The 26,937-nt window shown below is 62.4% G+C and carries 21 protein-coding genes; 5 read left to right on the forward strand and 16 right to left on the reverse strand.

Going from position 1 to position 26,937, the window contains the following annotated elements:
- Positions 1 to 154 precede the first annotated feature (154 nt).
- The gene (locus GGR23_RS09830) at positions 155 to 1,957 is read left to right on the forward strand and encodes an extracellular solute-binding protein (RefSeq protein WP_183366100.1); all 1,803 of its coding nucleotides are present in this window, start codon (positions 155 to 157) and stop codon (positions 1,955 to 1,957) included.
- 117 nt (positions 1,958 to 2,074) lie between these two features.
- A complete protein-coding gene (locus GGR23_RS09835; RefSeq protein ID WP_183366101.1) occupies positions 2,075 to 2,746 on the forward strand; it encodes a DsbA family oxidoreductase in 672 nt (223 codons plus the stop codon).
- A gap of 11 nt (positions 2,747 to 2,757) precedes the next feature.
- On the opposite strand, the gene GGR23_RS09840 is transcribed toward GGR23_RS09835, so the two are convergent.
- Positions 2,758 to 3,363 (reverse strand): TetR/AcrR family transcriptional regulator, encoded by a 606-nt coding sequence (locus GGR23_RS09840; protein ID WP_183366102.1) that lies wholly within the window; start codon positions 3,361 to 3,363, stop codon positions 2,758 to 2,760.
- 88 nt (positions 3,364 to 3,451) lie between these two features.
- Between GGR23_RS09840 and GGR23_RS09845 the strand changes: the two genes are divergently transcribed.
- Positions 3,452 to 4,240: a crotonase/enoyl-CoA hydratase family protein gene (locus GGR23_RS09845; RefSeq protein ID WP_183366103.1), complete on the forward strand. Its 789-nt coding sequence runs from the start codon at positions 3,452 to 3,454 to the stop codon at positions 4,238 to 4,240.
- Between the two features lie 49 nt (positions 4,241 to 4,289).
- On the opposite strand, the gene mfd is transcribed toward GGR23_RS09845, so the two are convergent.
- Both mfd and GGR23_RS09855 read right to left on the reverse strand, forming a co-directional pair.
- On the reverse strand, positions 4,290 to 7,796 hold the full coding sequence (mfd, locus tag GGR23_RS09850) for a transcription-repair coupling factor (RefSeq protein ID WP_183366104.1): 3,507 nt from the start codon (positions 7,794 to 7,796) through the stop codon (positions 4,290 to 4,292).
- Between the two features lie 6 nt (positions 7,797 to 7,802).
- Complete coding sequence (locus GGR23_RS09855) at positions 7,803 to 8,126, reverse strand: FAD assembly factor SdhE (protein ID WP_183366105.1); 324 nt, start codon at positions 8,124 to 8,126, stop codon at positions 7,803 to 7,805.
- 96 nt (positions 8,127 to 8,222) lie between these two features.
- Between GGR23_RS09855 and recG the strand changes: the two genes are divergently transcribed.
- The gene (recG, locus tag GGR23_RS09860; protein WP_183366106.1) at positions 8,223 to 10,328 is read left to right on the forward strand and encodes an ATP-dependent DNA helicase RecG; all 2,106 of its coding nucleotides are present in this window, start codon (positions 8,223 to 8,225) and stop codon (positions 10,326 to 10,328) included.
- Here recG and GGR23_RS09865 read toward each other — a convergent pair.
- The 11 genes from GGR23_RS09865 to pcsA form a co-directional block, all read right to left on the reverse strand.
- Positions 10,314 to 11,012, reverse strand: coding sequence for a DUF502 domain-containing protein (locus tag GGR23_RS09865; protein ID WP_183366107.1), 699 nt, complete (start codon positions 11,010 to 11,012; stop codon positions 10,314 to 10,316). The two genes, recG and GGR23_RS09865, sit on opposite strands and share 15 nt — an antisense overlap.
- Before the next feature lie 107 nt (positions 11,013 to 11,119).
- Positions 11,120 to 11,971, reverse strand: coding sequence for a calcium-binding protein (locus GGR23_RS23440; protein ID WP_183366108.1), 852 nt, complete (start codon positions 11,969 to 11,971; stop codon positions 11,120 to 11,122).
- 96 nt (positions 11,972 to 12,067) lie between these two features.
- Entirely contained in the window at positions 12,068 to 13,894 is a 1,827-nt protein-coding gene (glmS, locus tag GGR23_RS09875) for a glutamine--fructose-6-phosphate transaminase (isomerizing) (protein WP_183366109.1), read from the reverse strand.
- Between the two features lie 120 nt (positions 13,895 to 14,014).
- The gene (gene glmU / locus GGR23_RS09880; protein ID WP_183366110.1) at positions 14,015 to 15,379 is read right to left on the reverse strand and encodes a bifunctional UDP-N-acetylglucosamine diphosphorylase/glucosamine-1-phosphate N-acetyltransferase GlmU; all 1,365 of its coding nucleotides are present in this window, start codon (positions 15,377 to 15,379) and stop codon (positions 14,015 to 14,017) included.
- A gap of 142 nt (positions 15,380 to 15,521) precedes the next feature.
- The gene (locus GGR23_RS09885) at positions 15,522 to 16,826 is read right to left on the reverse strand and encodes a hemolysin family protein (RefSeq protein WP_183366111.1); all 1,305 of its coding nucleotides are present in this window, start codon (positions 16,824 to 16,826) and stop codon (positions 15,522 to 15,524) included.
- A 244-nt stretch (positions 16,827 to 17,070) separates the two neighbouring features.
- Entirely contained in the window at positions 17,071 to 18,141 is a 1,071-nt protein-coding gene (locus tag GGR23_RS09890; RefSeq protein WP_183366112.1) for a BMP family ABC transporter substrate-binding protein, read from the reverse strand.
- A gap of 121 nt (positions 18,142 to 18,262) precedes the next feature.
- The gene (locus GGR23_RS09895; protein WP_183366113.1) at positions 18,263 to 19,180 is read right to left on the reverse strand and encodes an ABC transporter permease; all 918 of its coding nucleotides are present in this window, start codon (positions 19,178 to 19,180) and stop codon (positions 18,263 to 18,265) included.
- 1 nt (position 19,181) lies between these two features.
- On the reverse strand, positions 19,182 to 20,273 hold the full coding sequence (locus tag GGR23_RS09900; protein WP_183366114.1) for an ABC transporter permease: 1,092 nt from the start codon (positions 20,271 to 20,273) through the stop codon (positions 19,182 to 19,184).
- Positions 20,263 to 21,834 (reverse strand): ATP-binding cassette domain-containing protein, encoded by a 1,572-nt coding sequence (locus tag GGR23_RS09905; RefSeq protein ID WP_183366115.1) that lies wholly within the window; start codon positions 21,832 to 21,834, stop codon positions 20,263 to 20,265. The genes GGR23_RS09900 and GGR23_RS09905 overlap by 11 nt, the downstream gene beginning before the upstream one ends.
- Positions 21,835 to 21,876: 42 nt before the next feature.
- Positions 21,877 to 22,860, reverse strand: a complete 984-nt coding sequence (locus tag GGR23_RS09910) for a quinone oxidoreductase family protein (RefSeq protein ID WP_183366116.1) — start codon at positions 22,858 to 22,860, stop codon at positions 21,877 to 21,879.
- 6 nt (positions 22,861 to 22,866) lie between these two features.
- Entirely contained in the window at positions 22,867 to 23,607 is a 741-nt protein-coding gene (pcsA, locus tag GGR23_RS09915) for a phosphatidylcholine synthase (protein WP_183366117.1), read from the reverse strand.
- 238 nt (positions 23,608 to 23,845) lie between these two features.
- On the opposite strand from pcsA, the gene GGR23_RS09920 reads away from it, so the two are divergent.
- Complete coding sequence (locus tag GGR23_RS09920; RefSeq protein ID WP_183366118.1) at positions 23,846 to 25,057, forward strand: UbiH/UbiF family hydroxylase; 1,212 nt, start codon at positions 23,846 to 23,848, stop codon at positions 25,055 to 25,057.
- Here GGR23_RS09920 and GGR23_RS09925 read toward each other — a convergent pair.
- Together GGR23_RS09925 and GGR23_RS09930 are read right to left on the reverse strand one after the other, a co-directional pair.
- The gene (locus GGR23_RS09925) at positions 25,019 to 25,987 is read right to left on the reverse strand and encodes an AEC family transporter (RefSeq protein ID WP_183366119.1); all 969 of its coding nucleotides are present in this window, start codon (positions 25,985 to 25,987) and stop codon (positions 25,019 to 25,021) included. The genes GGR23_RS09920 and GGR23_RS09925 overlap by 39 nt on opposite strands.
- 30 nt (positions 25,988 to 26,017) lie before the next feature.
- A complete protein-coding gene (locus GGR23_RS09930) occupies positions 26,018 to 26,767 on the reverse strand; it encodes a cytochrome c biogenesis CcdA family protein (RefSeq protein WP_183366120.1) in 750 nt (249 codons plus the stop codon).
- Positions 26,768 to 26,937: the final 170 nt, after the last annotated feature.

A 26,937-nucleotide genomic window follows, 5' to 3' on the forward strand; every position in this document is an offset into this window, starting at 1 on the left:
GGGCTCCTGTTACATCGGCCTCGGCGGGATATCCAGTCTTTCTTTGACCAAAGCCGCACACCCGCCGCACATTTCCCGGCGGGCGTGTTGGATTTGAAACGCCCATGGTACGATTCCCGCCGAATCATCCTTGATTGATAACGGGTCGGAGACCATGACGCGCCTTTTCATTTCCCTGTTTCTATTGCTTTTTTCAACCTTTGCCATTGCCGAACCGCTGCATGGCATCGCCATGCACGGCGCCGCCCAGCTGCCGCGGGATTACAAGGCCTTCCCTTACGTCAACACCGAGGTGAAGAAGGGCGGGAAGATCGCTTACGGCGTCGTCGGCACGTTCGACAGCCTGAACCCCTTCATCCTCAAGAGCATGCGCACGACCGCGCGCGGGATGTGGGATCCGGAATATGGAAACCTCGTCTTCGAATCGCTCATGCAGCGCTCCCGCGACGAGAACTTCGCCCTCTATGGCCTGCTTGCCGAAACGGTGGAATGGGACGACGCCCGCAGCTTCATCCAGTTCAACATAAACCCCAAGGCGAAATGGTCCGATGGCCAGCCGGTGACACCCGAGGACGTGATCTTCTCCTTCGAACTGCTGCGCGACAAGGGCCGCACGCCCTTCTCCAAGCGCCTGGACGGCGTTGCGAAGCTGGAGAAGGTCGGCGACAACAGCGTCCGCTTCACCTTCAACGAAAAGGCGGACCGCGAGACGCCCCTCCTGATCGGCCTGTCCCCCGTCCTCCCGAAGCATGCGACGAAGGTCGAGACGTTCGATCAGTCCTCGCTGACGCCGCCGGTCGGTTCCGGGCCCTACAAGATCAAGTCCGTCAATCCCGGCACCTCGATCACCTACGAGCGGGACCCGAACTACTGGGCAAAGGATCTTCCCTCCAAGATCGGCTTCGACAACTACGACCAGATCACGGTTCAGTATTTCCTTCAGGACACGGCCCTGTTCGAGGCCTTCAAGAAGGGGGATGTCGACATCTATTCGGAGGGCAGCCCGACCCATTGGGCACGCGCCTATGACTTCCCCGCCGTTTCCTCCGGCGACGTCATCAAGGCGGAGTTCAAGCCCGCCCTGCCCTCCGGCATGTTCGGCTTCGTCTTCAACACCCGCCGCCCCGTCTTTGCCAACGCCAAGGTGCGGCAGGCGCTCAGCCTCGCCTTCGATTTCGAGTGGGCCAACAAGAACCTCTTCGAAAACTCCTACGAGCGGACCCAGAGCTTCTGGCAGAACTCCGCCTTCTCGAGCTACGGCGTTCCCGCCAGCGATGCGGAAAAGGCCCTGCTTGGCCCGGCGGTTTCCAAGATCGAGCCTGCCATCCTGGACGGCACCTACAAGCTGCCTGTCTCGGACGCCTCGGGCCGCGATAGAAAGCTCCTTCGCCAGGCCGTCGACCTGATGAAGGGGGCGGGCTACGCGATCAAGGGGGCGCAGATGGTCGATCCGGCCGGCAAGCCGCTCGCCTTCGAGATCATGACCCAGAACGCCGATCAGGAGAAACTCGCGATTGCCTTTCAGCGCTCGCTGAAGGCGATCGGCATCAACGCCAGCATCCGGACGGTGGATGACAGCCAGTATCAGAGCCGCACCAGCAGCTTCGATTACGACATGATCCTCAAGGGCTTCGTCTCGTCGCTCTCGCCGGGTGTCGAGCAGGCTGGCCGCTGGAGTTCGGTTGCCCGCGACCGGCCCGGCAGCGACGCCTTTGCCGGCGCCGCCGATCCCGATATCGACCGGATCATCGATGCCATCCTGAAGGCGCGGTCGCCGGAGGAATTCCAGACGGCGGTGCGCGCCTTCGACCGGCTGCTTCTTTCCGGCCATTATCTTGTGCCACTCTACTTCTCGCCGCTGCAGCGCGTGGCACACAGGGCCACCATCGGCCACCCGGACAAGCTTCCGCTCTATGGCGTGCAGCTTTCCACCTGGTGGGACAAGCGCGCCCAGTAAGGCATCATGTCATGCGGTCCGGCAGGATCGCATGACACCGATTTGATTTGACGGCGGACTACCCAAGGGGGATCTGTCGCGCGAAAGGCCACGCATGGCCGCAGAGAGGACCCCTTCATGGAAAACATCACCATCGACATCGTGTCGGACGTCGTCTGCCCCTGGTGCTATCTCGGAAAGGCGCGGCTCGATCTCGCCATCGCCGAGGTGCAGGACACGGTGGGCGTGGAAATCAACTGGCGGCCATACCAGCTCAACCCCGATTATCCGCCGGAGGGCGTGGACCAGAAGAAGGCCCTTGCCGCAAAGCTCGGCGGGCAGGAAAATGTCGACCGCGCCCATGGGATGCTGACCCAGTTCGGCAAGGAAGTCGGCATCAATTTCAATTTCGACGCCATCACCATCGGCCCGAACACGATGGATGCGCACCGGCTGCTGCTATGGGCCCATTCGGAAGGCCGCGAGATGCAGAACCGCGTCGTGGACCTGCTTTTCAAGGCAAACTTCGAAGAAGGCCGGAACGTTGGCGATCACGCGGTGCTTCTCGATATCGCCGAGAAGGCGGGGCTGAACCGCACGGTGATCGAGCGTCTGCTGCAATCCGATGCCGACCGGGACGTGATCCGGTCCGAGATTTCGGCGGCGCAGCAGATGGGTGTATCGGGCGTTCCCTTCATGATCTTCGACCAGCAATATGCCATCTCCGGTGCGCAGACGCCTGACGTGCTGGCAGGTGCGCTGCGCGACATTGCCCGCATGAAGAAAGAAGCCCGCGCCGCGGCCAACTGATTGCGAACGGTCTAGGGAGCCGCCGCGATGGCGGTTCCCGCTTCCAGTCCTGCCGCCTGGCGGACGAGATGGGCGGCTGTTTGTCCCGCTGCGACGAAGTATGCGGGGTCGCGGTGCATCAGAACGGTCGCGAAGCCACCGTCCATCAGCAGCATCAGTGTCTTGCCCAGCGCCTCCGGCTCCCCACAGCCAGCCTTTTGGCACTCCTCCGAAAACCAGGCTTCGACGCGCTTCTTGTGCGCCCGTGCCGCGCGCAGTGCAGGATGGCCCGGCATGTTCGCCAATTCAGCGGATGTTCTCAGGAAGCCGCATCCGTTCCATTTCCGGTTCGCAGCGGCGCGCGCGAGCCCGGCGAATACGGCCATCACCCTGTCTCCGATATCCCCCTCCGCCCTTTCGAACCAGCGGCGGAAACGCTCCAGATTCGGTTGGTCGCGCTCTTCCAGATAGGCGCCGACGAGTTCGTCCTTGCTGTCGAAATGGTAATAGAGCGTGCGCTTGGTCACGCCCGCCCTTTCGGCAACGGCGTCCATGCTGACGGCCCTGATGCCGTCCCCGTAGAAGAGGTCGGCAGCGGCGGAAATGATGCGGGTTCTTGTATCGGGAATGGCCTTCATGGAGGGTAAGGTATACCGGGTAGTGAGTATACTCAAGTGGCAAGGCGATGCAGCATCGGGTGGTTCACTTTCCACGAAAGGAAACCCGATGGCCAATCTCGTTCTCTTCGAAAGTCGCGGCGATGTCGCGCTTCTGACCCTCAATCGCCCTGACAAGCTCAATGCCCTCTCCTACGCTCTGATCGACGAGCTGCTCTCGCTTCTGGACCGTATCGAGACCGCACCGGAGCTGCGCGCCGTAATTCTCACGGGTGCAGGGCGTGCCTTTTCCGCCGGCGGTGACATTCCGGAGTTCGCCGGAAGCGTCGCCCGCGGTCCGGAAGAGGCGTTGCAGAAATTCCTGTCCCGGGGACAACGCCTGACCGCCAGAATCGAGGCCTATCCAAAGCCCCTCGTCGTCGCCGTCAACGGACTTGCCTATGGCGGTGGCTGCGAAATCACCGAGGCCGCGCCGCTGTCGGTTGCCGCGCGCTCGGCCCTCTTTGCAAAACCCGAAATCCTGCTCGGCATGCCACCGACCTTCGGCGGCACGCAGCGGCTTCCCCGGTTGGCGGGCCGCAAGCGCGCCATGGAGCTGCTCCTGACCGGAGAGCCGTTCTCACCCGAGAGGGCGCTCGAGCTGGGGCTGATCAACGCGGTCGTTCCGGATACGGAGCTGATCGATCACTGCCTCCATCTCGCCCGCCGCATCCTGCGCAGCTCGTCGCTGGCGATCGCCACCGTCATGACCGCAGTCACGCGCGGATTGAACCAGAGCATCGCGGAAGGTCTCGCGGTAGAGGCCGCACAGTTTGCCCGGATGGTGCCAACCCACGATCTCCGGGAGGGATTGGCCGCATGGCAGGATCGTCGCCCGCCGGAATGGCGCGGCGCATGAGGGAGCCCCATACGTTCGACTATGCGAGGCGGCTAACACCCAAGAGAGGCTAGCCGTTCACAAGGCCTGCAAGCTGGGTCATGACGACGGCCGCGCCGGAAAGACGCTTTTCCGGCGTCGGCAGGTCGCGGGACAGGAAGATCGAGTGATCCGGCCGGATCTTGGCCATCGATCCCTGCTTGCCGATATAGCCGACGAGCGCCGCCGGATTCGGGAATTCCTTGTTGCGGAACTGGATGACGACGCCCTTCGGCCCGGCTTCCAGCTTTTCCACATTCGCGGTGCGGCAGAGCGACTTGATGTAGACCACCTTCAGCAGGTGCTGAACCTCGATCGGCAGCGGACCGAAACGGTCGATCATTTCCGCCCCGAAACCATCGATTTCCTTGAGATCGCTGATTTCGCCCAGGCGACGGTAGAGGCCCATGCGCAGATGGAGGTCCGGCACGTAATCCTCGGGAATCATGACGGTCGCGCCAACGGAAATCTGCGGCGACCAGCCGCTGTCCTGCACGTCCTCGTCACCCTTGACCTCGGCTACCGCCTCTTCCAGCATCTGCTGGTAGAGCTCGAAGCCAACTTCCTTGATATGACCGGACTGCTCCTCGCCCAGCAGATTGCCCGCCCCGCGGATGTCGAGGTCGTGGCTCGCAAGTTGGAACCCGGCGCCCAGCGTATCGAGCGACTGAAGAACCTTGAGGCGCCTTTCGGCGGTTGCCGTCAGCACCTTGTTGACCGGCAGCGTGAAAAGCGCGAAGGCACGGATCTTCGAGCGGCCCACACGCCCGCGCAGCTGGTAAAGCTGGGCCAGGCCGAACATGTCCGCCCGGTGCACGATCAGCGTATTGGCGGTCGGAACGTCCAGACCGGATTCGACGATGGTCGTCGAGAGCAGCACGTCGTAACGCCCGTCATAGAAGGCGTTCATCACGTCTTCGAGTTCGCCCGCCGGCATCTGGCCGTGAGCGACCGCCACCTTCAGTTCCGGCACGTCGGATTGCAGGAAAGCCTGGATATCCTCGAGATCGGCAAGCCGGGGGCAGACATAGAAGCTCTGCCCGCCGCGGTAGTGCTCGCGCATCAGCGTCTCGCGGATGACGAGTGGATCGAAGGGCGAGATAAAGGTTCGCACCGCCATGCGGTCCACGGGCGGCGTGGTGATCAGCGAAAGTTCGCGAACACCTGTCATCGCAAGCTGCAACGTGCGGGGGATCGGCGTTGCCGAAAGCGTCAGCACATGCACGTCGCTCTTCAGCTCCTTCAGCCGCTCCTTGTGCTTCACACCGAAATGCTGCTCCTCGTCGATGATCAGGAGACCGAGATTGGCGAACTGGATGCCCGAGCCCAGCAGTGCGTGGGTGCCGACGACAATATCGACCTTGCCTTCGGCCAGGTCCTTCTTGGTTTGTGCAAGCTCCTTGGCGGTGACCAGCCGCGACGCCTGCGCCACCCGGATGGGCAGGCCGCGGAAGCGCTGGAAGAACGTCTTGAAGTGCTGGCGGGCCAGAAGCGTGGTTGGCACCACGACGGCCACCTGCACCCCGTTCATCGCCGCCAGGAAGGCCGCGCGCAGCGCCACTTCCGTCTTGCCGAAGCCGACGTCGCCGCACACCAGGCGGTCCATCGGGCGTCCGAGCGTCAGGTCGTCGCGTACCGATTCGATGGCGTTGAGCTGGTCTTCGGTCTCGTCATAGGGGAAGCGGGCGGCGAATTCGTCGTAAAGGCCGTCGGGAGCGGCTAGAACCGGGGCCTTGCGCACCATGCGGGCGGCCGCAACGGCGATCAGCTGGCCGGCCATGTCGAGCAGGCGCTTCTTGAGCTTGGCCTTGCGCATCTGCCAGGCGCCACCGCCCAGCTTGTCCAGCACCGCCTCGTTTCCTTCGGAACCGTAGCGTGACAGGAGGTCGATGTTTTCGACGGGCAGGAAGAGCTTGGCTTCGTCGGCATAGACCAGTTCGAGGCAGGCATGCGGAGCGCCGGCGGCCTCGATGGTTCTGAGGCCGATGAACTTGCCGATGCCGTGCTGCGCGTGCACGACGAGCGAGCCCTCGTCCAGACCGGCGACCTCAGCGATGAAATCCGCTCCGCGCTTGCGGCGTTTGGAGCGGCGCACCATGCGGTCGCCCAGAATGTCCTGCTCGCCAATGATCGAAAGGTCACCCGTCTCGAAGCCGCCCTCGAGGCTGAGGACGGCGGACGCCGCCTCCCCCTTGGCCAGCCGATCGAGATCGGAGAGCGACTTCACGGGCTTGATCTTCTCCAGACCATGCTCGTTCAGAACCTGCAGCAGTCGATCGAGCGAACCTTCCGTCCAGCCCGTTATCAGGACCTTTCGACCCTTGGCGCGGCGCTCTGCAATGTGCTTCACCGCCAGATCGAAGACGTTGGCCCGCTCTCCGTCGGCATTCTCGGCCTGTGCCTTTGCCCAGCGCGGACCGGTGCTCGCATCGACGGAAATGACCCGCCGCCCGCTGGCATCCATCTCGTTGAAAGGCGACAGGCGGATCGCCGACAGGCTCTCCAGTACCGCGTTGAAGTCATTCGGCGATAGATAGAGCTCCCCGGGCGAAACCGGCTTGTAGGGCGCGCCCTGCGCCATTTGCCCCTTCTTCTGGTGTTCGCCCGACTGGCGCCGCGCCTCGAAGTAGTCATGAACGAGGTTAGAACGCTCCTCCGCCGACTCACGCAGCGTATGATCCGTCACGATGCGGAAGCCGGGAAGATAATCGAAGACCGTCTCGAGCTTCTCATAGAAGAGCGGCAGCCAGTGTTCGAGACCCGCATATCGCCGTCCCTCGGAAACAGCGGCATAGAGCGCGTCGTCGCGGGTCGCTGCGCCGAACATCGAAAGATAGCGCGTGCGGAACCGGGAAATCGTGTCCGGCGTCAGCGACACTTCGCTCATGGGGTTGAGGTCCAGCGAGCGTGCCTGCCCCGTCGTGCGCTGGCTGGCCGGATCGAAGGTTCGGATGCTCTCCAGCGTGTCGCCGAAGAAATCGAGGCGAACGGGCTCTTCCTGCCCCGGAACGAAGACGTCGAGAATGCCGCCGCGAACAGCATATTCCCCGACCTCCCGCACGGTCGGCACGCGATCGAAACCGTTGCGCTCCAGGCGGGCGGCGATGTCGTCCATCTTCAGCTGATTGCCGGGACGGGCGGAAAAGGCGAGGCTTTCGATTACGTCTCGTGGCGCCACCTTCTGCAGCATCGCGTTGGCAGTCGTCAGCACGATCGCGGGATGCGGCTTCTTCGCATGGGCGATGAGGCCAGAAAGGGCAGCAAGCCGCCTGGCGGAGTTGTCGGCGCTCGGCGAGACGCGGTCATAGGGAAGGCAGTCCCAGGAAGGCAGCGTCAGGACAGGGATATCCGGCGCGATGAAACCGAGCATCTGCTCGAAATCCGCAAGACGTTGTCCGTCGGACATGATGAACGCAACGGGCGCGCCCGTGCGGGCAAGCTCCGCCAGGATCAGCGGCTCCATGCCCGCAGGCACGTTGGCAACGGTAACGGGCCCGCCGGCATTGGCGACCTTGCGCGCATCAAATCCTGAGGTCATGCGGTATCAGTTTCCCGATTTTTCGTTCAGTCCGCCGGCGGTCACCGGGTCGAAGTCCGGACTATAGCTCGCGATGCGGCGGAAAAGTTCCGTCTGATGGCGCTCGGGTGTCTCGGCAGCGCCAGTCACCCACTTCAGGAGATCGTGATCGTCCTCTGCCATGATGATCTCCAGCGCATCGAGCTCTGCCTCGGAGAGGGAGCCAATCTCGGCCTCTGCGAACTGCCCGAGGACCAGGTCCATCTCCCGGATGCCGCGATGCCAGCAACGATACAGGATGCGGCGCCGGCGTGGGTCGAGATCGGCACTCGTGCGGCTCAGTCCAGTCATGTCTCACACCCCTTGCTGTGAAAGCGCCTCTATACAGGCTGCCGCCCGCTTTGTCAGCCTTGCCAAGGTCGCATTTCCCGTAGCATTTACTGCATCATGCGTCCGCAATTGCTCGATCCCCTGTTTGCTTCCGTCACGACACTTCCGGGCGTCGGGCCGAAGCTTGCCGCCCTCATTGCCAAACTCCTCGGCAAGGAAGAAGCCGACGACTGCCGGGTGGTGGATCTGGTCTTTCATGCCCCCTCGTCGATCATCGACCGACGAAACCAGCCGGGCATTGCGCTGGCGCCGCAGGGCGTGGTGGTGACCATCACCGCCCGGGTCGACCGCCATCAGCCGCCGCCTCGCGGCAAGTCCAATGTTCCCTATCGCGTGTTTCTGCACGACGATACGGGCGAGTTGTCGCTGGTGTTCTTCAAGGGCAATGCGCAGTGGCTGGAAAAGGCTCTGCCGCTCGATGAAACCGTGGTCGTTTCAGGCAAGGTCGACTGGTTCAACGGGCGGCCCAGCATGGTGCACCCCGATTACATCGTGCGGGAGGCGGCGGCCGAGGAAATGCCGCTGGTGGAGCCCATCTATCCGCTCACGGCCGGCCTGTCGCTCAAGGTTCTGCGCCGCGCCGTTTCAGAAGCCGTGGCGCGGGTGCCGGAGACGCCGGAGTGGATCGATGGCGAATATGCCCGGCGGCAGGGTTTTCCCGATCTGCGCCAGGCGTTTCTCGACCTTCATTCCCCCCGTGACGGCGCCGATCTCGATCCTCAGGCGCCGCACAGGCGCCGCCTTGCCTACGACGAGTTCCTCGCCGGTCAGCTTTCGCTGTCGCTCGTCCGCCAGCGTCTCCGCCGGGTGCCGGGGGTTCCGGTAAAGCCGACGGGCAGGATAACGGATGCGATCCTGGCGGCCCTGCCCTTCCGTCCGACCGGAAGCCAGACGCGGGCGGTCGAAGACATCCTGAAGGACATGGCAAGCGAGCAGAGGATGCTGCGCCTGCTGCAGGGCGACGTGGGTTCCGGCAAGACGCTCGTCGCGCTGCTTTCCATGGCCGCGGCCGTGGAAGCGGGCGGACAGGCCGTGCTTATGGCGCCAACAGAAATCCTGGCAAGGCAGCACCATGCGACGATCTCGAAGATGGCGGCCCCCGCCGACCTGCGGGTCGAGGTGCTCACGGGTCGCACGAAAGGCAAGGAGCGGGAAGCCATCCTTGAAAGGATCGCCTCCGGCGAAGCACAGATCATCATCGGCACCCATGCCCTTTTCCAGGATCAGGTGAGCTACCGGAACCTGCTGATGGCGGTGGTGGACGAACAGCACCGCTTCGGCGTGCACCAGCGTCTGCGCCTCACCTCCAAGGGCATTTCACCGCACATGCTGGTCATGACGGCGACGCCCATTCCGCGAACGCTGGTTCTGGCGGCTTTCGGCGATATGGACGTCTCCAAACTTACCGAGAAACCCGCGGGGCGAAAGCCGATCCAGACGATCACGGTTCCGAGCGAGCGGACGGGCGAGATCATCGACCGGCTCCGCGCCGCCCTCGCCGAAGGCAAGAAGGCATACTGGATCTGCCCGCTCGTCGAGGAGTCGGACGTCGTGGAGCTGATGTCTGCGGAGGAACGGTTCGCCGTTCTCCAGTCTGAGCTACACGCGCCCATAGGCCTCGTCCATGGCCGGATGACGGGGCCAGAAAAGGACGCTGTCATGCAGGCCTTCAAGGCGGGCGAGACGCGCCTTCTCGTCGCCACCACCGTGGTGGAAGTGGGCGTCGACGTGCCGGATGCAACCATCATGGTGATAGAACATGCGGAGCGTTTCGGCCTGGCGCAGTTGCACCAGCTGCGCGGGCGCGTGGGCCGTGGCGACGAGGCATCCACCTGCATCCTGCTCTACAAGGGACCGCTCGGGGAAACCGGAAAGGCGCGCCTGTCAATCCTGCGGGACACGGAGGACGGTTTCCTGATCGCCGAGGAAGACCTTAAGCTGCGTGGCGAAGGAGAGCTTCTGGGCACCCGTCAATCCGGTACGCCGGGCTTCCGTATCGCCAGCCTCGAGGCCCATGCGGATCTGCTCGAGGTCGCGAGAAAGGATGCCGCCTACGTGATCGAGAAGGATCCGGAGCTGCTTTCGCCGCGTGGAGAATCGTTGAGGACGCTGCTTTACCTGCACCGGCGCGACGAGGCGATCCGTTTTCTACGAGCCGGTTGACCCTGCAGGCGCCGGCTCTTCCGCCGCCTTCGCCAGCTTCGGCTTGTAATCCGGCGTAATCAGGCCGGCCGAGAGCAGCACCTTTGCCGCATCCTCCGGGCTCATGTCCAGCATCACGATCTTGCGCTTCGGCACGTAGATCAGGAAACCGGCGGTGGGAATCGGCGTCGGCGGCAGGAACACCGCCACCACTTCTTCGCCGAGTTCGTTGAACCGAACTGCCAGCTCGCCCTTCGGTTCACCGGAAATGAACACCAGCGACCAGAGCCCCGGGCTTGGATATTCGATCAGCCCCACCTTCTTGAAGGAGGTCGACTGCTCCTTGAGCACGGACTCGAAGATCTGTTTCACGCCCCGGTAGATGGAGCTGACAAGCGGCATGCGGTGCACGAGACGCTCGCCATATTCCACGACCGTACGCCCGATCAGGTTCTTGCCGAGCAGGCCGACAACGGTGATCAGTACGACCGCGATGAGCAGACCGAAACCCGGAATGGCAAATTTGAGATAGCTTTCGGGATTATAGCGGACAGGAATATACGGCTTCACCCAGCTGTCTGCCCAGTGAATGAAGGTCCAGGTGAGCCAGATGGTGATGGCCATCGGCGCACAGATGATCAACCCGGTGAGAAAATTGTTCCGAAGCCGAGTTGTGAAGCTTTCGCGCTGAATTGAAGGCTCCATCGGAAGGAAACTCTCCTCATCCGGTGGTTTGAGAAATCGCGCGGACAATGCCGGATTGGAGCGAGACATGCAAGGGAGCAATTACGTCTGCTTCCCTGCGCATCGGCTTAAAGGACGAAGTCGCTCGCCGAGAGTGCCGAAACGTTCTTCAGGAGAATGGAGAAATCGGCGCCGGATATGCCGTCTGTGTCGCCATAAACGATGACATCCGCGCCTGATTTCACGTACCAGATGTCGTAGCCATGCTTCACGTTCGCGGCGTGGAAGGCAAAGCTCTGGTCTCCGCTCAGCTTTGCATTGGCGTCCATGCCTGCCAGATGGATCTTGTCGACCCCTCGCTTGAAGTCGAGGATCATGTCCCGGCTCGGCACCGCAATCCTGGATTCGTCAGGTCGCCCGAAGACGAAATAGTCTGTGCCACCGCCTCCATGCAGTGTATCTGCGCCCAGTCCGCCATAGAGGCGATCCACGCCGGTATCGCCTGCAAGGAAATCATCCCCGCCCCCGCCGTTCATGGTATCATTACCGGCGAAGCCGCAGAAGAAATCGTCGCCGCTGGAAAGCTGGATCGAGTCATTGCCGGCAAAGATCGCCTTGAACACGACCCCATCATCGGCGGTGGAGGCAGAAAGCGCTGCCGCGGTCAGTTTTGTCACATCGAGGACAGCATGGTCGATAATCCAAGAGGGCCTGAAACTCGGCTTGCTTCCGCCGTTATAGATCCCTGCCGAAAGAACTGAGGCGGTACCGAACACATATCCCATCGCATTGATGTGGAGACCGCTCCCGGAGATCACATAGTCAGGTGCTGTCGGATTCGAATACACATAGGAGAAGGCGTACCGGGTGTCTCCCACATCCAGATTACGCGCAGTGCTCACCGAGGCCACGTTCGCGAACATGTCGCGAAGATTGAAATCCATGTAATTGAAAGCATATTTGGCGGAAAAGTTTACCATTACTGCGCCCTCGTTGAGGCCGCAATCTTAAGACACAGGGCCATCAACCGTAAGGTGCCGGAATGGACTAGTCCATTCCGGCCCTGATGGGCGCAATTACTCCACCGTCACGGACTTTGCCAGGTTGCGCGGCTGATCCACGTCCGTGCCCATGAAGACGGCGGTGTGGTAGGCGAGCAGCTGGATCGGAAGCGAGAAGACCATCGGCGCGATGAGTTCGTCAACTTCCGGAAGAACGATCGTTGCCATCGTCGGCAGGTTCGAGGCGGCGGCACCCTTTGCATCCGTAATGAAGATGATCTTGCCGCCGCGGGCTGCCACTTCCTGCATGTTGGAGACCGTCTTTTCGAAGAAGCGGTCATGCGGGGCAATGACGATGACGGGCATGTTTTCGTCGATCAGCGCGATCGGCCCATGCTTCAGCTCGCCGGCTGCATAGCCTTCGGCGTGGATGTAGGAGATTTCCTTCAGCTTCAGCGCGCCTTCCATGGCGAGCGGGAAACTGGTGCCGCGGCCGATGTAAAGCACGTCCTTGACCTTGGAGAGATCGCGCGACAGCTGCTCGATCTGGCCCTGAATGCTGTTCAGCACCGCGCTCATGATGCGCGGTACCTCGGTGAGGTGGCGGACGAGTTCCTTTTCCTCGGCTTCGGTGATCGTCCCGCGCGCGCGGCCTGCGGCAATCGCGAGCGACGCGAGAACGGTCAGCTGGCAGGTGAATGCCTTGGTCGAGGCAACCCCGATCTCCGGACCGGCGAGAATGGGGAATACCGCATCGGATTCCCGGGCGATCGTGGATTCCTTGACGTTGACGACGGCGCCGATCTTGAGGCCGTTTTCCTTGCAGTAGCGCAGCGAAGCCAGGGTATCTGCCGTTTCCCCCGACTGGGAGATGAAGAGCGCTGCCTGATCCGGCGAAAGCGGCATTTCGCGATAGCGGAATTCGGAGGCCACATCGATCTCGACGGGAAGGCGGGCATAGCGCTCGAACCAGTATTTGCCGACAAGGCCGGCGAGATAGGCCGTGCCGCAGGCGGAAATGGCAAGGCGTGATACGCCGGTGAAATCGATAAGGCCGGTCTCGGCGTTGACGGTGTGGTTGGCAAAATCCACGTAGTGACCGAGGGCATGGGAAATGACCTCCGGCTGCTCGTAGATCTCCTTTTCCATGAAGTGGCGGTGATTGCCCTTGTCCACCAGGAAGGCGGAAGCCTGCGAGATCTGGCGCGGACGCTCGACCGGGTTCCCGGCGAAATCCATGATCTCGGCACCCTTGTGGGTGATGATGGCGCAGTCGCCATCATGCATGTAGGCAATCTGGTTGGTGAATGGCGACAGCGCGATCGCATCGGAGCCAAGGAAGGTTTCGCCCTTGCCGAAACCGATGGCCAGCGGCGGACCCGAACGGGCGCCGAGCAGCGTGTTCGGATCGTCCTGGAAGAGCACGACCAGCGCATAGGCACCGCGCACGCGGTTGAGCATCTTCAGCATCGCGTCGCGATGGGAAAGGCCCTCGCGGGTGTATTTGGCGAGAAGATGGGCAACCACCTCGGTATCGGTCTGCGAGGTGAAGACCGCGCCTTCGGCCTTCATCTCGTCTCGCAGTTCGGAGAAATTCTCGATGATGCCGTTGTGAACCACGGCCACGCCCTCGACGAAATGGGGGTGGGCATTGGTCTCGTTCGGTACACCATGGGTCGCCCAGCGGGTGTGGGCGATGCCGGTGGTTCCCGGAAGCGGCTCGTCCGCAAGCTTCTTCTGCAGGTTGAACAGCTTGCCTTCGGCGCGGCGACGTTCCAGCACGCCCTCGTTCACGGTCGCGACGCCCGCGGAATCGTAGCCACGATATTCGAGGCGGGTCAGGGCTTCCACAAGCCGGCCCGCAACCGGTTCAGTCCCGACGATTCCAACAATACCGCACATGAATAGGTCTCCGTTTTGCAGTGCATCAACCGCGCTTTACCTACCGAATTCTCAGCGTAACTCAACAAGCGCAGCGGTCACATTCGGTTTCGAAGCGTTACAACCCGTACTAGACGAACCTTAACTGTTCTTCTTTTTGGCCGCCTTGATCGCGGCATTTCGCTCCCGGATCTCGCGGGCCCGCCCAGGCTTCACCTCTTGCCGCCCGCGGCCAAGCGCCAGCGCGTCGTCGGGAACATCCGCCGTGATGACGCTGCCGGAGCCGACCAGCGCGCCGTCACCGATGGTAACGGGAGCCACCAGCGAACTGTTCGAACCGATGAAGGCGTTGGCACCGATCCGCGTCTCGAACTTGTTGTAGCCGTCGTAATTGCAGGTGATCGTGCCGGCTCCGATGTTCGCGTGAGCGCCGATGAAGGCATCGCCGATATAGGTCAGATGGTTGACCTTGGCGCCCTCGCCGATCTCTGCCTTCTTGACCTCGCAGAAATTGCCCACCTTTGCGTTCCGGCCCAGATTGGCACCCGGGCGCAGCCGCGCGAAAGGCCCCACCGCCGCTCCGGACGCCACGCGCGCGCCCTCGATATGGCTGAAGGCGTGGATAACCGCACCGCTTTCGATCACTGCACCGGGACCGAAGACTACATTCGGCTCGATCAGGACATCTGGCTCGATGACGGTGTCGTGGCAAAGGAATACGGTCTCGGGCGCGATCATGGACACGCCCGACAGCATAAGTTCGTTGCGGCGGCGCTGCTGCCAGAGGCGTTCGATCACGGCGAGTTCGGCGCGGGTATTGCAGCCGGTCATCTCCTCTTCCGGAGCATCGACGGCCACGACCCGGCTACCCAGCGAACGGGCGATTTCCACCAGATCGGTCAGATAATATTCCCCCTTGGCATTGTTGTTGGTGATCCGGTCGAGGAAGGACAGGGCCTTGCCGCCGTTGATGGCGATGAGCCCGCTGTTGCACCAGTTGACCTTGCGCTCCTCGTCGGTAGCGTCTTTCTCCTCGCGGATGGCGAGGAGTTCTCCGTCCTGCACGAGCAAGCGCCCGTATCCGAACGGGTTTGCGGTGTGGAAGCCGATGACGGCGACATCGGCCCCCTCGGCAATCTGCGCCCGCGCCTTCAGAAGCGGCGCTTCGGTCAGCAGCGGTCCATCGCCGTTGACGACGACGATATCGTCATAGCCTTGCGCAATCGCCTCGCGCGCCATCAGCACCGCATGGCCCGTGCCCTTGCGCTCGCTCTGGAAGAAGGGAGTGATCGTGACGTCGCCGATCCGCGCCGCGTCCGTCACCTTCTCGGCATCGCGACCGGTGATGAGTGCAACGTCTGCAATGCCGGCGCGGCGCACAGCATCGATCACATGCGCAATCATCGGCCGCCCGCCAACCGGGTGCAGAACCTTCGACATGGACGATTTCATCCGGGTGCTATCACCTGCAGCCAGAACAACGGCCAGGCAGCGACGTGCTGTCATCCCAATCTCCCATTCCTCTCGTGCCCGCGCATGAAAACGGGCTGTGACCGCATTGGCGGCCCGCTTGATGATTCCTGCTGTAGCAAAAAGGCTATGGCAATGTCGCGGGAAACCTTGCGGAAGTTGCAGGACATGGGATCGGTCAGATCCCGCCCGCGGCGTCGACGCGGGTCAGCAGGATCTTGTCGATCCGTCGCCCATCCATGTCGATCACTTCGAAACGGTATCCGAAACGCTCCAGCGTATCGCCTTCCTCCGGCGACTTGCGCAGTTCCTGCACCAGATAGCCCGCAATCGTTTCGAAATGCCCTTCGGTTTCGATGGCATCGAGATCAAGCGCGAGCTCCACCTCGTGGATCGGCGTGCGGCCGTCGATCAGGTAGCTGCCGTCATCCCGCTGGCGGATGAGGGTGGAATCGTTGTCGTCATAGTTGGACGGCAGGATGCCCACGATGGCTTCCAGCAGGTCGGAGGGCGTGAGAATGCCTTCCGTGCTGCCATATTCATCGACGATGATGGCGATATGCATCGGCGTCGACTTGAAGGTTTCCAGCGCCTTGAGACAGGAAGAGGTTTCCGGTATCGCGACCACGCCCTGAACCAGGTTGCGAAGACTGAAGGTTTTCGGGTCGATTGCGCTGGACAGGATATCCCGGGCGTGAACCGCGCCGATGACATTGCGGTCATCCCCCTCGACCACGAGATAGCGGGAATGGCGGGTTTCCTCGATCTCGCGGCGGATCTCCTCCAGCGTGTCGTTCACGTCGAGCGACACCACCTCGGTCCTGTGCGTCATGATGGACTTCACCGAGCGGTCGCCAAGCCCGATGATGCGGCGAAGGATATCGTGTTCTTCCTTTTCGATGACGCCGCTTTCTGCGCCTTCCGCGAGAACCGCATGCACTTCGGCTTCGGTGACCTCGTCGGCGCTCTTGCCGAGCATGCCCGTCAGCCGCATCACGAGTTTGGCGGAAATCTCGAACAGAAAGACGATGGGTGCGGCAACCCTGGACAGCAGCGACATTGGCCGTGCAACGATCAGCGCAAGCGCTTCGGCATTGCTGAGCGCCAGCTGCTTCGGAATGAGCTCGCCGACGATCACCGAAAAATAGGTGATGCCCGTGACCACAAGCGCGACGGAAATGGAATCCGCATAGGGGCCGATACCCGGCATGGCCGCGAATGTGGGAGCAATCTTGTCCGAGATCGCAGCTCCACCATAGGCACCGGCAAGGGTTCCGACGAGGGTGATGCCCACCTGGACGGTCGAAAGGAAGTTGCCGGGATCTTCGGCAAGCCTCAGCGCGGTCAGCGCGCGGCGGTCACCCTGCTTTGCCTTCTGCCTCAGGATCGGCTTGCTGGCCGATACGATGGCCATTTCGGAGAGGGAGAAGAAGGCATTGATCAGAAGCAGGATAAAGATGACTGCCAATTCAGTCGTTATCATGGACCACCATAGGGCTGACCCGTCCGGTGCCGGTCCGGACGGTCGTCGTGTCGGGCGAAGCACCTGCCTTTATCCGGCTGGAGTGTCGCGCGCTTCAAAGCGGTCGCGGTCCAGGAGGCAGTGGCGTTCGTGTTCCGTGAGATAGTGCAGCGCGCCGCCAAATACAATCGCTCAATATCCCGGAAGCGGGAAATGGAAAGGGCGCCCGAAGGACGCCCTCCCCTGTTCTGTCGATGTGGCCGGCTTACTGCGGCAGCTTGTCGTCGACGCCTTCGATGTAGAAGTTCATGCCGAGGATGGTGCCGTCGTCAGCGCTTTCGCCTTCCTTCAGCCACGGCGAACCGTCCTGCTTGTTGATCGGGCCGGTGAAGGGCTTCAGCTCGCCGGACTTGATCTTGGCTTCGGTTTCCTCTGCCATCTTCTTCACGTCGTCGGGAACGTTGGTGTAGGGCGCCATCGTCAGGATGCCGTCCTTCAGGCCGTCGAAGCTCTGCTGCGAGGTCCAGGTGCCGTCCAGAAGGGCCTTGGTGCGCTTGACGTAATAAGCGCCCCAGGTGTCGACGATCGCGCTCATCTGGGCATTCGGGCCGGCCTTGATCATGTCGGAGGCCTGACCGAAGGCCTTGATGCCACGCTCTTCGGCAACCTGCATCGGTGCGGTCGTGTCGGTGTGCTGGGTCAGCACGTCCACGCCCTGGTCGATCAGCGCCTTCGCGGCATCTGCTTCCTTGCCCGGGTCGAACCAGGTGTTCACCCAGATGACCTTCAGCTTGAAGTTCGGGTTCACGGTGCGGGCACCGTGCAGGAACGAGTTGATGCCGGCAACCACTTCCGGGATCGGGAAGGATGCGATGTAGCCGGCGACGCCGGTCTTGGACATCTTGGCTGCGATCTGGCCGTTGATGAAGCGGCCTTCATAGAAGCGCGAGTTGTAGGTGGAAACGTTCGGAGCGGCCTTGTAACCGGTCGCGTGTTCGAACTTCACATCCGGGAACTTGGCAGCGACCTTCAGCGTCGCGTCCATGAAGCCGAAGGAGGTGGTGAAGATCAGGGCGCAGCCGGAACGGGCCATGCGCTCGATGGCGCGCTCCGCATCCGGGCCTTCCGGAACGTTTTCGAGGAAGGGTGCCTCGACCTTGTCGCCGAGCTCCTTCTCGAGCTGCTGGCGGCCGAGTTCGTGCGCCTGGGTCCAGCCGCCGTCGGTCTTCGAGCCGACATAGACGAAGCAGACCTTGGTCTTGTCGGCGGCCTGGGCTGCGCCCGAGGCCAGGATCATGGCCACGGTTGCGGCCAGTGCGAGAGCAAGTTTCTTCATGATTACCCCTCTTGTGTTATCGGGTTTGGTTCTCTCGAGCGGCTTGGGAGACCGCCTTGTTTTTATGGACGCGAAGGTTCCACATTTCTGGCGTCCGGCGCAAGCGCCGGAGCGCAAATTTTCATCGATCCGGAACGAAAGGCTTACCGAGGCAGGCCGGCGTGTTGATCAATGTTGTCCGGCGGTTATGGGATATGATGATCAACACGATAATGGTTGCGGCATAGGGGAGTGCCGAGAGGAACTGCGACGGGATGGCAAGCCCCAGCGCCTGTGCGTGAAGCTGGCCGATGGTGACTGCACCGAACAGGTATCCGCCGGCGAGTACCCGCCACGGACGCCAGGAGGCGAAGACCACCAGCGCGAGCGCGATCCAGCCGCGGCCGGCAGACATGTTCTCCACCCACTGCGGGGTGTAGATCAGCGAAAGCTGCGCACCGGCGAGCCCTGCACAGGCTCCGCCGAACATCACCGCCAGGTAGCGGGTACGGATCACCGATATGCCGAGCGCGTGGGCCGAACCATGGCTGTCGCCGATGGCGCGGATCTTCAGCCCCGCCCTTGTGCGGAACAGGAACCAGTTGACCCCGACAACGAGGGCTATCGAGGCATAGAAGACGATATCCTGCTTGAAGAAGATCGGGCCGACGAAGGGTATGTCCGACAGGACGGGAAAGACGATCTGCGGAAGCTTGACGCCGGGAACGCCGACGAAGCTTTCTCCCAGATTTCCGGACACCCCGAGGCCAAGGATGGTCAGCGCGAGACCCGTTGCCACCTGGTTCGCAACGAGCGTCAGCGTCAGGAAGCCGAAGAGCAGCGAGAAGAGCGCGCCCGTTGCAATGCCGGCAAGGACGCCCAGAGAGGGCGATCCCGACATCTGGGCGACCGCGAAGGCTGCGACTGCCCCCATGATCATCATGCCCTCGACGCCGAGATTGAGAACCCCGGCTCTTTCGGTCACGAGTTCGCCCATTGCGGCAATCACCAGCGGTGTCGCGGCGGTGATGATGGTGAGGATGATGGCTTCGATGATCATCTCACGCGCCCCCTTGCGTCTTGTTGCCGAGGCTGTCCCAGACGATGCGGACCTTGTAGCGGATCAGCGTGTCGCAGGAGAGGACGAAGAACAGCAGCAATCCCTGGAAAACGCGGGTGACCTTGTCAGACACCCCGATCGAGAGCTGCGCGGCCTCGCCGCCGAGATAGGTCAGCGCCAGGACCAGCCCGGACGCGATGGCACCCAGAGGGTTGAGGCGTCCCAGGAAGGCGACGATGATCGCGGTAAAGCCGTAACCGGGCGAAATGACCGGCTGCAGGTGACCGATCGAGCCCGAAACCTCCGCAATGCCCGCGAGACCCGCCAGCGCGCCGGACAGGAGCATGGAGAACCAGATCATCCGCCGGCTCGAGAAGCCTGCAAACCGCCCTGCCCGTTCGGATTCGCCCAGCACGGATACCTCGAAGCCCTTCAGCGTGAAGCGCATCATGAACCACAGCAGCACGGCAGCCACGATCGCGAAGGCGAAGGCCCAGTGTGCACGCCCGGATTCCAGCATCGCGGGAAGGGTCGCAGACTCCGAGAAAGTAACCGATTCCGGGAAGTTCATGCCGCCGGGATTGCGCCACACGCCTCGTACCAGCCAGTCCAGGAAAAGCTGGGCGATGTAGACCAGCATCAGGCTTGTCAGGATCTCGTTCGTGTTCATCCGGCTCTTGAGAAAGGCCGGGATGGCTGCGAATGCCGCACCACCGATGGCGCCCATGATCAGCATCAGGGGCAGAACTGCGCCGTTCTGAAAATCCGGGAACATGATGGGCAGGATCGAGCCGGTGATCGCGCCGATGGTGAACTGGCCTTCCGCGCCGATGTTCCAGTTGTTCGACCGGTAGCAGATGCAGAGGCCCGCCCCGATCAGGATCAGCGGAGCGGCCTTGATGGCGAGTTCGTGCAGCGACCACACTTCCAGAAGCGGTTCTATGAAGAAGCTGTAGAGCGCATCCAGCGGGCTTTTTCCGAGCAGGGCAAAGAGGATCGCGCCGGCGATGCCCGTCAAAACCAGCGCCAGCAGGGGCGAGGCAAAGGAAAAGAAGGCGGATTGGCCCGCGCGTTTCTCGAGTTCAATGCGCATGGGCAGCCTCCGGCGCGGACTTCGTCTCGTGCATGCCGCCCATCAGCAGGCCGATCTTTTCCATGCTGAGTTCGCCGGCGGGATAGGGTTTCGAAAGCCGGCCTTCGGAGATCACGGCAATTTCGGTCGCGACCTCGAAAATCTCGTCGAGGTCCTGGCTGATCACGAGGACGGCCGAACCGGATCGGGCGAGATCGACCAGAGCCTGGCGGATCCTGCTCGCTGCACCGGCGTCCACACCCCAGGTAGGCTGGTTGACGATCAGCACGGCCGGTTGCCGGTCAAGCTCGCGGCCGACGATGAACTTCTGCAGGTTACCGCCCGAAAGCGATCCGGCAGCCGGATCCTCGCCGCTCTTGCGCACGTCCATCGCCTCGCAGATGCGCTTCGTGGCTGCCTTGACCGCCGCATGGCGGATGAGACGCAAGGGACCTGAAATGAAGGCCTTTCGGTCCGACTTGTGCCGGGCCAGAACCAGATTGTCGGAAAGCGGCATGGATGTCACCGCGGCATGACCGTGGCGTTCTTCCGGCACGAAACCGGCGCCCAGCAGGCGACGGCCGGAAATGCCGAGGCGCCCGACCGGCTTTTCCCGGATGCGGACAGCATTGTTGTCACCGACCGGATACTCGCCCGAAAGCGCATCGAAGAGCTCGCCCTGACCATTGCCCGCGACGCCGGCAATCGCCAGGATTTCACCGGCCTTGACGCGCAGGTTGACGTCCTTCAGCGACACCGCGAAGGGGGTGCGGGCGGGAACGGAGAGATTCACCGCCTCCAATTGAACCCCACCTGAGGGAATGTCGGAAATCCGCTTCACCGACTCCACCTCCGCACCGACCATCATCCGGGCGAGCGAGGCCGGCGTTTCCTGGCGGGGATCGCAGGCTCCGGTGACCTTTCCGTGGCGGAGCACGGTTGCACGATCGCAGATCCGCTGCACCTCCTCGAGGCGGTGGCTGATGTAGAGGACTGACCGGCCTTCGGCCTTCAGTTTCGCCAGCGTTTCGAAAAGCCGGTCGGCCTCCTGCGGGGTCAGAACGGAGGTCGGCTCATCGAGGATGATAAGGCTGGGGTTCTGCAGGAGTGCACGCACGATCTCGATGCGCTGGCGCTCGCCGACAGACAGGTCCGCCACATGGGCATGAGGATCGAGCGGCAGGCCGTAATTGCGCGAGAGCGTCGCCGCCTCCTCCGCGATCCGCGCCAGCGAAATGCCGGGATCCAGCGAAAGGGCGATGTTCTCGGCCACGGTCAGCGCTTCGAAAAGGGAGAAATGCTGAAAGACCATGCCGATGCCGGTCTTGCGCGCCTCCCCCGGCGAAGAGATCCGCACGGGTTGCCCTTTCCACACGATCTGTCCCGAGGTCGGGGCCAGAACGCCGAACAGCATCTTCACCAGCGTGGACTTGCCAGCGCCGTTCTCGCCCAGAAGAGCGTGAATTTCCCCCGGCTGTATTTCCAGGTCTATTCCATTGCAGGCAGCAAATTGACCGAACAGCTTTGTCAGCTTGTTGACGGTCAGCAAGGCGACGTTCTGAGACGCTTCCAATGCCGACACCTATCCCCCGTTTATGAGCCGCCCCTCCATGTCCCGATCATATCAGGGGATCAGCAATGTTGTTCCGCTCGTTTTTCTGCTTTCCAGGTCCCGATGGGCCCTTCCCGCTTCTGCGAGCGGGTATGTCTGGTGGATATTGATACGCACTTTGTCCGTTTGGACAATATCAAACAGTGCATTTGCACAAGCCCGAAGCTCCTCCGGGGTGGAGGTATAGGAGAAAAGCGTCGGACGCGTCGCAAACAGAGAACCCTTCTGCGAAAGGAGGGCCATCTCGAAGGGAGGCACCGGTCCGGACGAGTTGCCGAAGCTCACCCACATGCCGCGAAGCTTCAGGCAATCGAGCGAGGAAGGGAACGTGTCCTTGCCGACGGAATCGTAGACGACATCGACGCCCTTGCCGCCGGTAATCTCCCTGACGCGGGACACGAAGTCTTCCTCGCGATAGTTGATGACGTGGTCGTAGCCATGGGCGCTCGCCAGTGCCGCCTTCTCCGCGGAACCGACGGTGCCGATGGTGGTGGCGCCGAGCGCCTTTGCCCACTGCCCGGCAATGAGCCCGACACCGCCGGCAGCGGCATGGAACAGCAGAACCGTTTCCGGCCCGACCCGGAAGGTGCGATTGAGCAGATATTCGGCTGTCATGCCCTTCAGCATCATCGCCGCGGCGGTTTCGAATGAGATCCCGTCGGGGATCTTCACGAGCTGACGCGCCGCGATGTTGGCTCTCCGGCTATAGGCCTTGTCGCCCGTGCCATAGGCGACGCGGTCGCCCACGGAAATCCCGCTGACGCCCTCGCCTACCTTGACGACAACACCGGCGCCTTCCTTGCCTGGAATGAAAGGCAGGCCGTTCGGCGCCTTGTAAAGACCGGTGCGGAAATAGACGTCGATGAAATTGAGGCCGATCGCCCTGTGCTCCACCTGCGCTTCGCCAGGTCCCGGTTCGGGCAGATCCACCGTCTCGAGCTTCAGCACCTCCGGTCCGCCGAGTTCCCGGATCAGAATGGCTTCGGTCTTTTCCATGACGGCTTACTCCTTGCGGCCAAGATTGGGGAAGAGCTGAAGAACCGCCCCGATGAAGTAGAGATAAAGCCCGGACGCGACGAAGCCGATCATCACCCATGTCGGCGTCTGGAAATGGAGAAGCAGCGAGTAGCCTCCAAGCGCGCACCAGAGCAGGCAGATGCCGAGGTTCAGCGGCCGCAGCCGCTTGACGCGAACGGGGTGCAGGAAATGCACCGGCAGGAAGGTGAGAAGCACGGAGCCGAAAACCAGTATGCTCGTCGTCACCGGTCCCGCATTGGTGACGAAGAGCGTCAGGATGATCATGTTCCAGACGACGGGAAAGCCGGAGAAGAAATACTCGTCCGTCTTCATGCCCGTATCGGCATAGTAGATGGCGCTGGAAACGACGATCAGGCCGGCCGCGATGAACGACCAGGGTGCGCCCAGAATGCCGCTCTGATAGAGCGCGAAGGCCGGCACCAGCACATAGGTCACGTAATCGATGATATTGTCCAGCGTGTCGCCAGACCAGTTGGGCAGCACTTCCTTGACGCTGAGCTTGCGCGCAATGGGCCCGTCGATACCATCGACGATCAGCGCCAGCCCCAGCCACCAGAACATGTCCACGAAGCGGTGTTCCGCTGCCGCGATCACGCTGAGCAGAGCCAGAAACGAGCCCGAGGCCGTGAGGATGTGAACGGAAAAGGCGCGGATTTCTGCATAGGGCACCGGCCGGTAGTTGAAGATCTTCTTGAGCAGTGTCATGGCCCTCGTCCGCCTTCTCCAGAAGCTTTCCGGCAAAGGCCGGTGCGTCGAACCCTTGAGCCTGCCCCCGCCGGCCCTCTTCCACCATCGGATGCCATGAGAAGCCGACCCGCGTCCAGCAAAAAACCATGATGGCCACCAACCTTCCCCGGAAAGCTGCGTCCAATCATCCCATGGATTTCATGAGGCAAAACGCCTAGATAGGCTTCACATGCAGGAAGCACGGGAAGCGCGCGTCATGGAAAAGTTCGAGGTTGCGGTCGTCGGTGGCGGTTTGGCGGGTCAGATTGCAGCCCTTGCCCTGGCGCGGGCGGGACGCAAGATCGTGCTGCTGGCGCCCGAGCCTGCGGCGGCCGACAAACGGACGACCGCGCTGATGGACCAGTCCATACGCTTCATGGAACGCCTCGGAGTCTGGGAGAACATGGCCGGCAGCACCGCCGCGCTCTCCACCATGCAGATCATCGACGGCACGAAGCGTCTGCTGCGGGCGCCGCCGGTCGCCTTCCGCGCCTCGGAAGTCGGGCTCCATGCCTTCGGATACAATTTCCCTAACGCTGCCATGCTGCCCGTACTGTCTGCGGCCCTCGAAGCAGAACCCAATGCAACCCTTCGCAAGGCTGCGGCAGAGCGGATTTCGCACCGCACGGATGCGGTGGAAATCCTGCTCGCCGATGGCAGCCTTATCGAAGCCGATTTCGTGGTGGGTGCCGATGGACGCCGCTCGCCTGTGCGCGACAGCGCAGGAATCGACGTGCGCACTTGGTCCTACCCTCAATCCGCGCTGGTGCTGAATTTCCGGCACGAGCGGCCGCACCGCAATGTCTCGACGGAGTTCCACACGGAGGCCGGTCCATTCACCCAGGTGCCGCTGCCCGGCGACCGTTCCAGCCTGGTGTGGGTCATGAAGCCTGCAGAAGCCGAGGCGATGCGCGATCTTCCGCTGGCAGAGCTCAGCCGCCGCGTCGAGGAGCGCATGCAGTCGCTGCTCGGCAAGGTGGAGGTGGAAGAGGGCGTTCAGGCATGGCCTCTGTCCGGCATGATGGCCAAGGCTTTCGGCAAGGGCCGGGTGGCCCTGGTTGGCGAAGCGAGCCATGTTTTCCCGCCCATCGGCGCACAGGGGCTCAATCTCAGCCTTCGCGACATCATGGCGCTCGTCGACATCATCGCTCCCTCTTCCGGTGGACCGATTCCCGCGGATGCGGGCGACCGTTTCGACCGCAAGCGCCGCGCTGACGTGATGAGCCGAACGGCAAGTGTCGACCTCCTCAACCGCTCGCTTCTGTCCGACTTCCTGCCGATGCAGATGCTGCGTGCGGCTGGCCTTCACGTGCTTGCCAGTGTCCCGCCGCTCCGGGGCCTGGTGATGCGCGAGGGTGTGGAGCCCGGTCGTGGCTTTCGCTCGATACCTTCAGCCCTGCGGGAAAAGCTCCGCCGGAAGGAAGCCTGAGCGAAGCGCGTAAAGCACGAGCGTGATGGTGCCCACGGACACCACGGTGCTGATCAGGATCGTCGCCGAAGCCCGCTCCTGCCAGGTGTGATACTGCTGACCGATCACGAAGACATTGGCAGCCGTCGGCAGCGCAGCCAGCAGCACCGCCGACTGTATCCAGACCGGATCGAAGCCGCCCACCGATGCCAGCACGAGATAGACGATGGCCGGATGCAGCAGCAGCTTGGCCGGCACGATGTAGTAGATCTCCGCCGGCACTCTCTTCAGCGGCCGGAGCGCAAGCGTGACCCCCATGGCGAAAAGCGCGCAAGGCGCCGCGGCCTGCGCCAGCGTATTCACCAGTTGCTCTGCGGGTGCCGGAACCGGAACGGCAAGCGCGACCACCACGAAGCCCGCTGCGCAGGACAGTATGAACGGATGCAATGCCACCTTGGCGAGGATGGTGAAGGCCAGCCGTCCGGGCGAACGCTTCTCGCCGCCGGCAAAGGCCATCATTGCCGGCGCCACGATGAAATGCATCGCATTCTCGAAGCAGACGATCAGAGCGACGGGAACGGCCGCCCTTTCGCCCAGCGCGAGCAGGGCAAGTCCCGGCCCCATGTAGCCGATATTGCCATAGGCGCCGCCGAAGGCCTGCACCGTCGATTCCGCCACCGGATTCCGGCGGATGATTCGTCCCGCGAGATACACCGCCGCGAAAACGAGATAGGTGGCCGCAACATCGGCCAGAATGAAGTCGATCCGGGTCAGGTCATGAAGCGGCGTCTTGGACACCAGCTTGAAGAAGAGCGCAGGCAGCGCCGCATAGATGATGAAGGTGTTCATCCAGCCGAGCGCTTCCGCCTGCTGGCCGGTGATGCGCGCTGCACCATAGCCGATCAGGATGAGGCCGAAGAACGGCAGGAGGAGCGCCAGTATTTCGAGCATCGGCCACGTTTTCCCTGAGTGCCGGCTTCCTTAGCCGATTTGCCCGAGGATGGGAAAGGTCTGCTGGAACCAGATGGCCATGTCGCTGATGTAACCGAGGATGAAGGCGAGGCCCGTCAGGACCAGGAACAGCCCGAGGATCTTCTCCACCAGGCCCAGATGCCGGCGGAAACGCACGAGGAACCGCATGAACGCGCCCGAAAAGCCTGCCGCGATCCAGAACGGAACCGCAAGGCCGAGGGAATAGATGGCCAGAAGCAGCGCACCCCCGCCGACCGTTTCCTTCGAGGCTGCAACGCCGAGGATGGCTCCGAGCACCGGACCGATGCAGGGCGTCCAGCCGAAGGCAAAGGCAAGGCCCATCACATAGGCGCCCGTCAGCGTCGCCGGTTTTGCCGAACTCTGGAAGCGGGCCTCCCGCGACAGAATGCCGATCCGGAAGACGCCGAGGAAATTGAGGCCCATCACGATGATGATCAGGCCGCCGATCTTCGACAGAAGGTCAAGGTGCTGGCGGAGCAGCCCGCCGATGGTCGAGGCCCCCGCCCCCAGTGCCACGAACACGGTTGCAAAGCCGAGCGTGAAGAGCACTGCAGGCCCCAGCACCGCAAGCCTTCCCTGCGTCCCCCTGCCCTTGTCCATGCCCGCGCGAAAATCTTCCACCGAGACGCCAGCCATGTAGCAGAGATAGGGAGGGACCAGCGGCAGGACGCAGGGTGACAGGAAGGACAATGCACCGGCAAGCAGCGCGCTCAGGAAGGAAATGTCAGCAATCATCATGCAGCCCTGCGGTCGGTCTTCGGGTTCCGGCTGTTCCTAGCCAATGACAGCCTGCCATGCCAATCACCTTTGTGTTTTGCGTTCCGCCAAATTGTCGCGGAAAAAGCGAAAAAAAACGCAAGCGAGCGGGTTGACCCGACAAGGCCTCCTGCATATGTTCCGCGCACTTC

The sequence above is a fragment of the Gellertiella hungarica genome (assembly GCF_014197145.1).
Lineage (GTDB): Bacteria > Pseudomonadota > Alphaproteobacteria > Rhizobiales > Rhizobiaceae > Gellertiella > Gellertiella hungarica.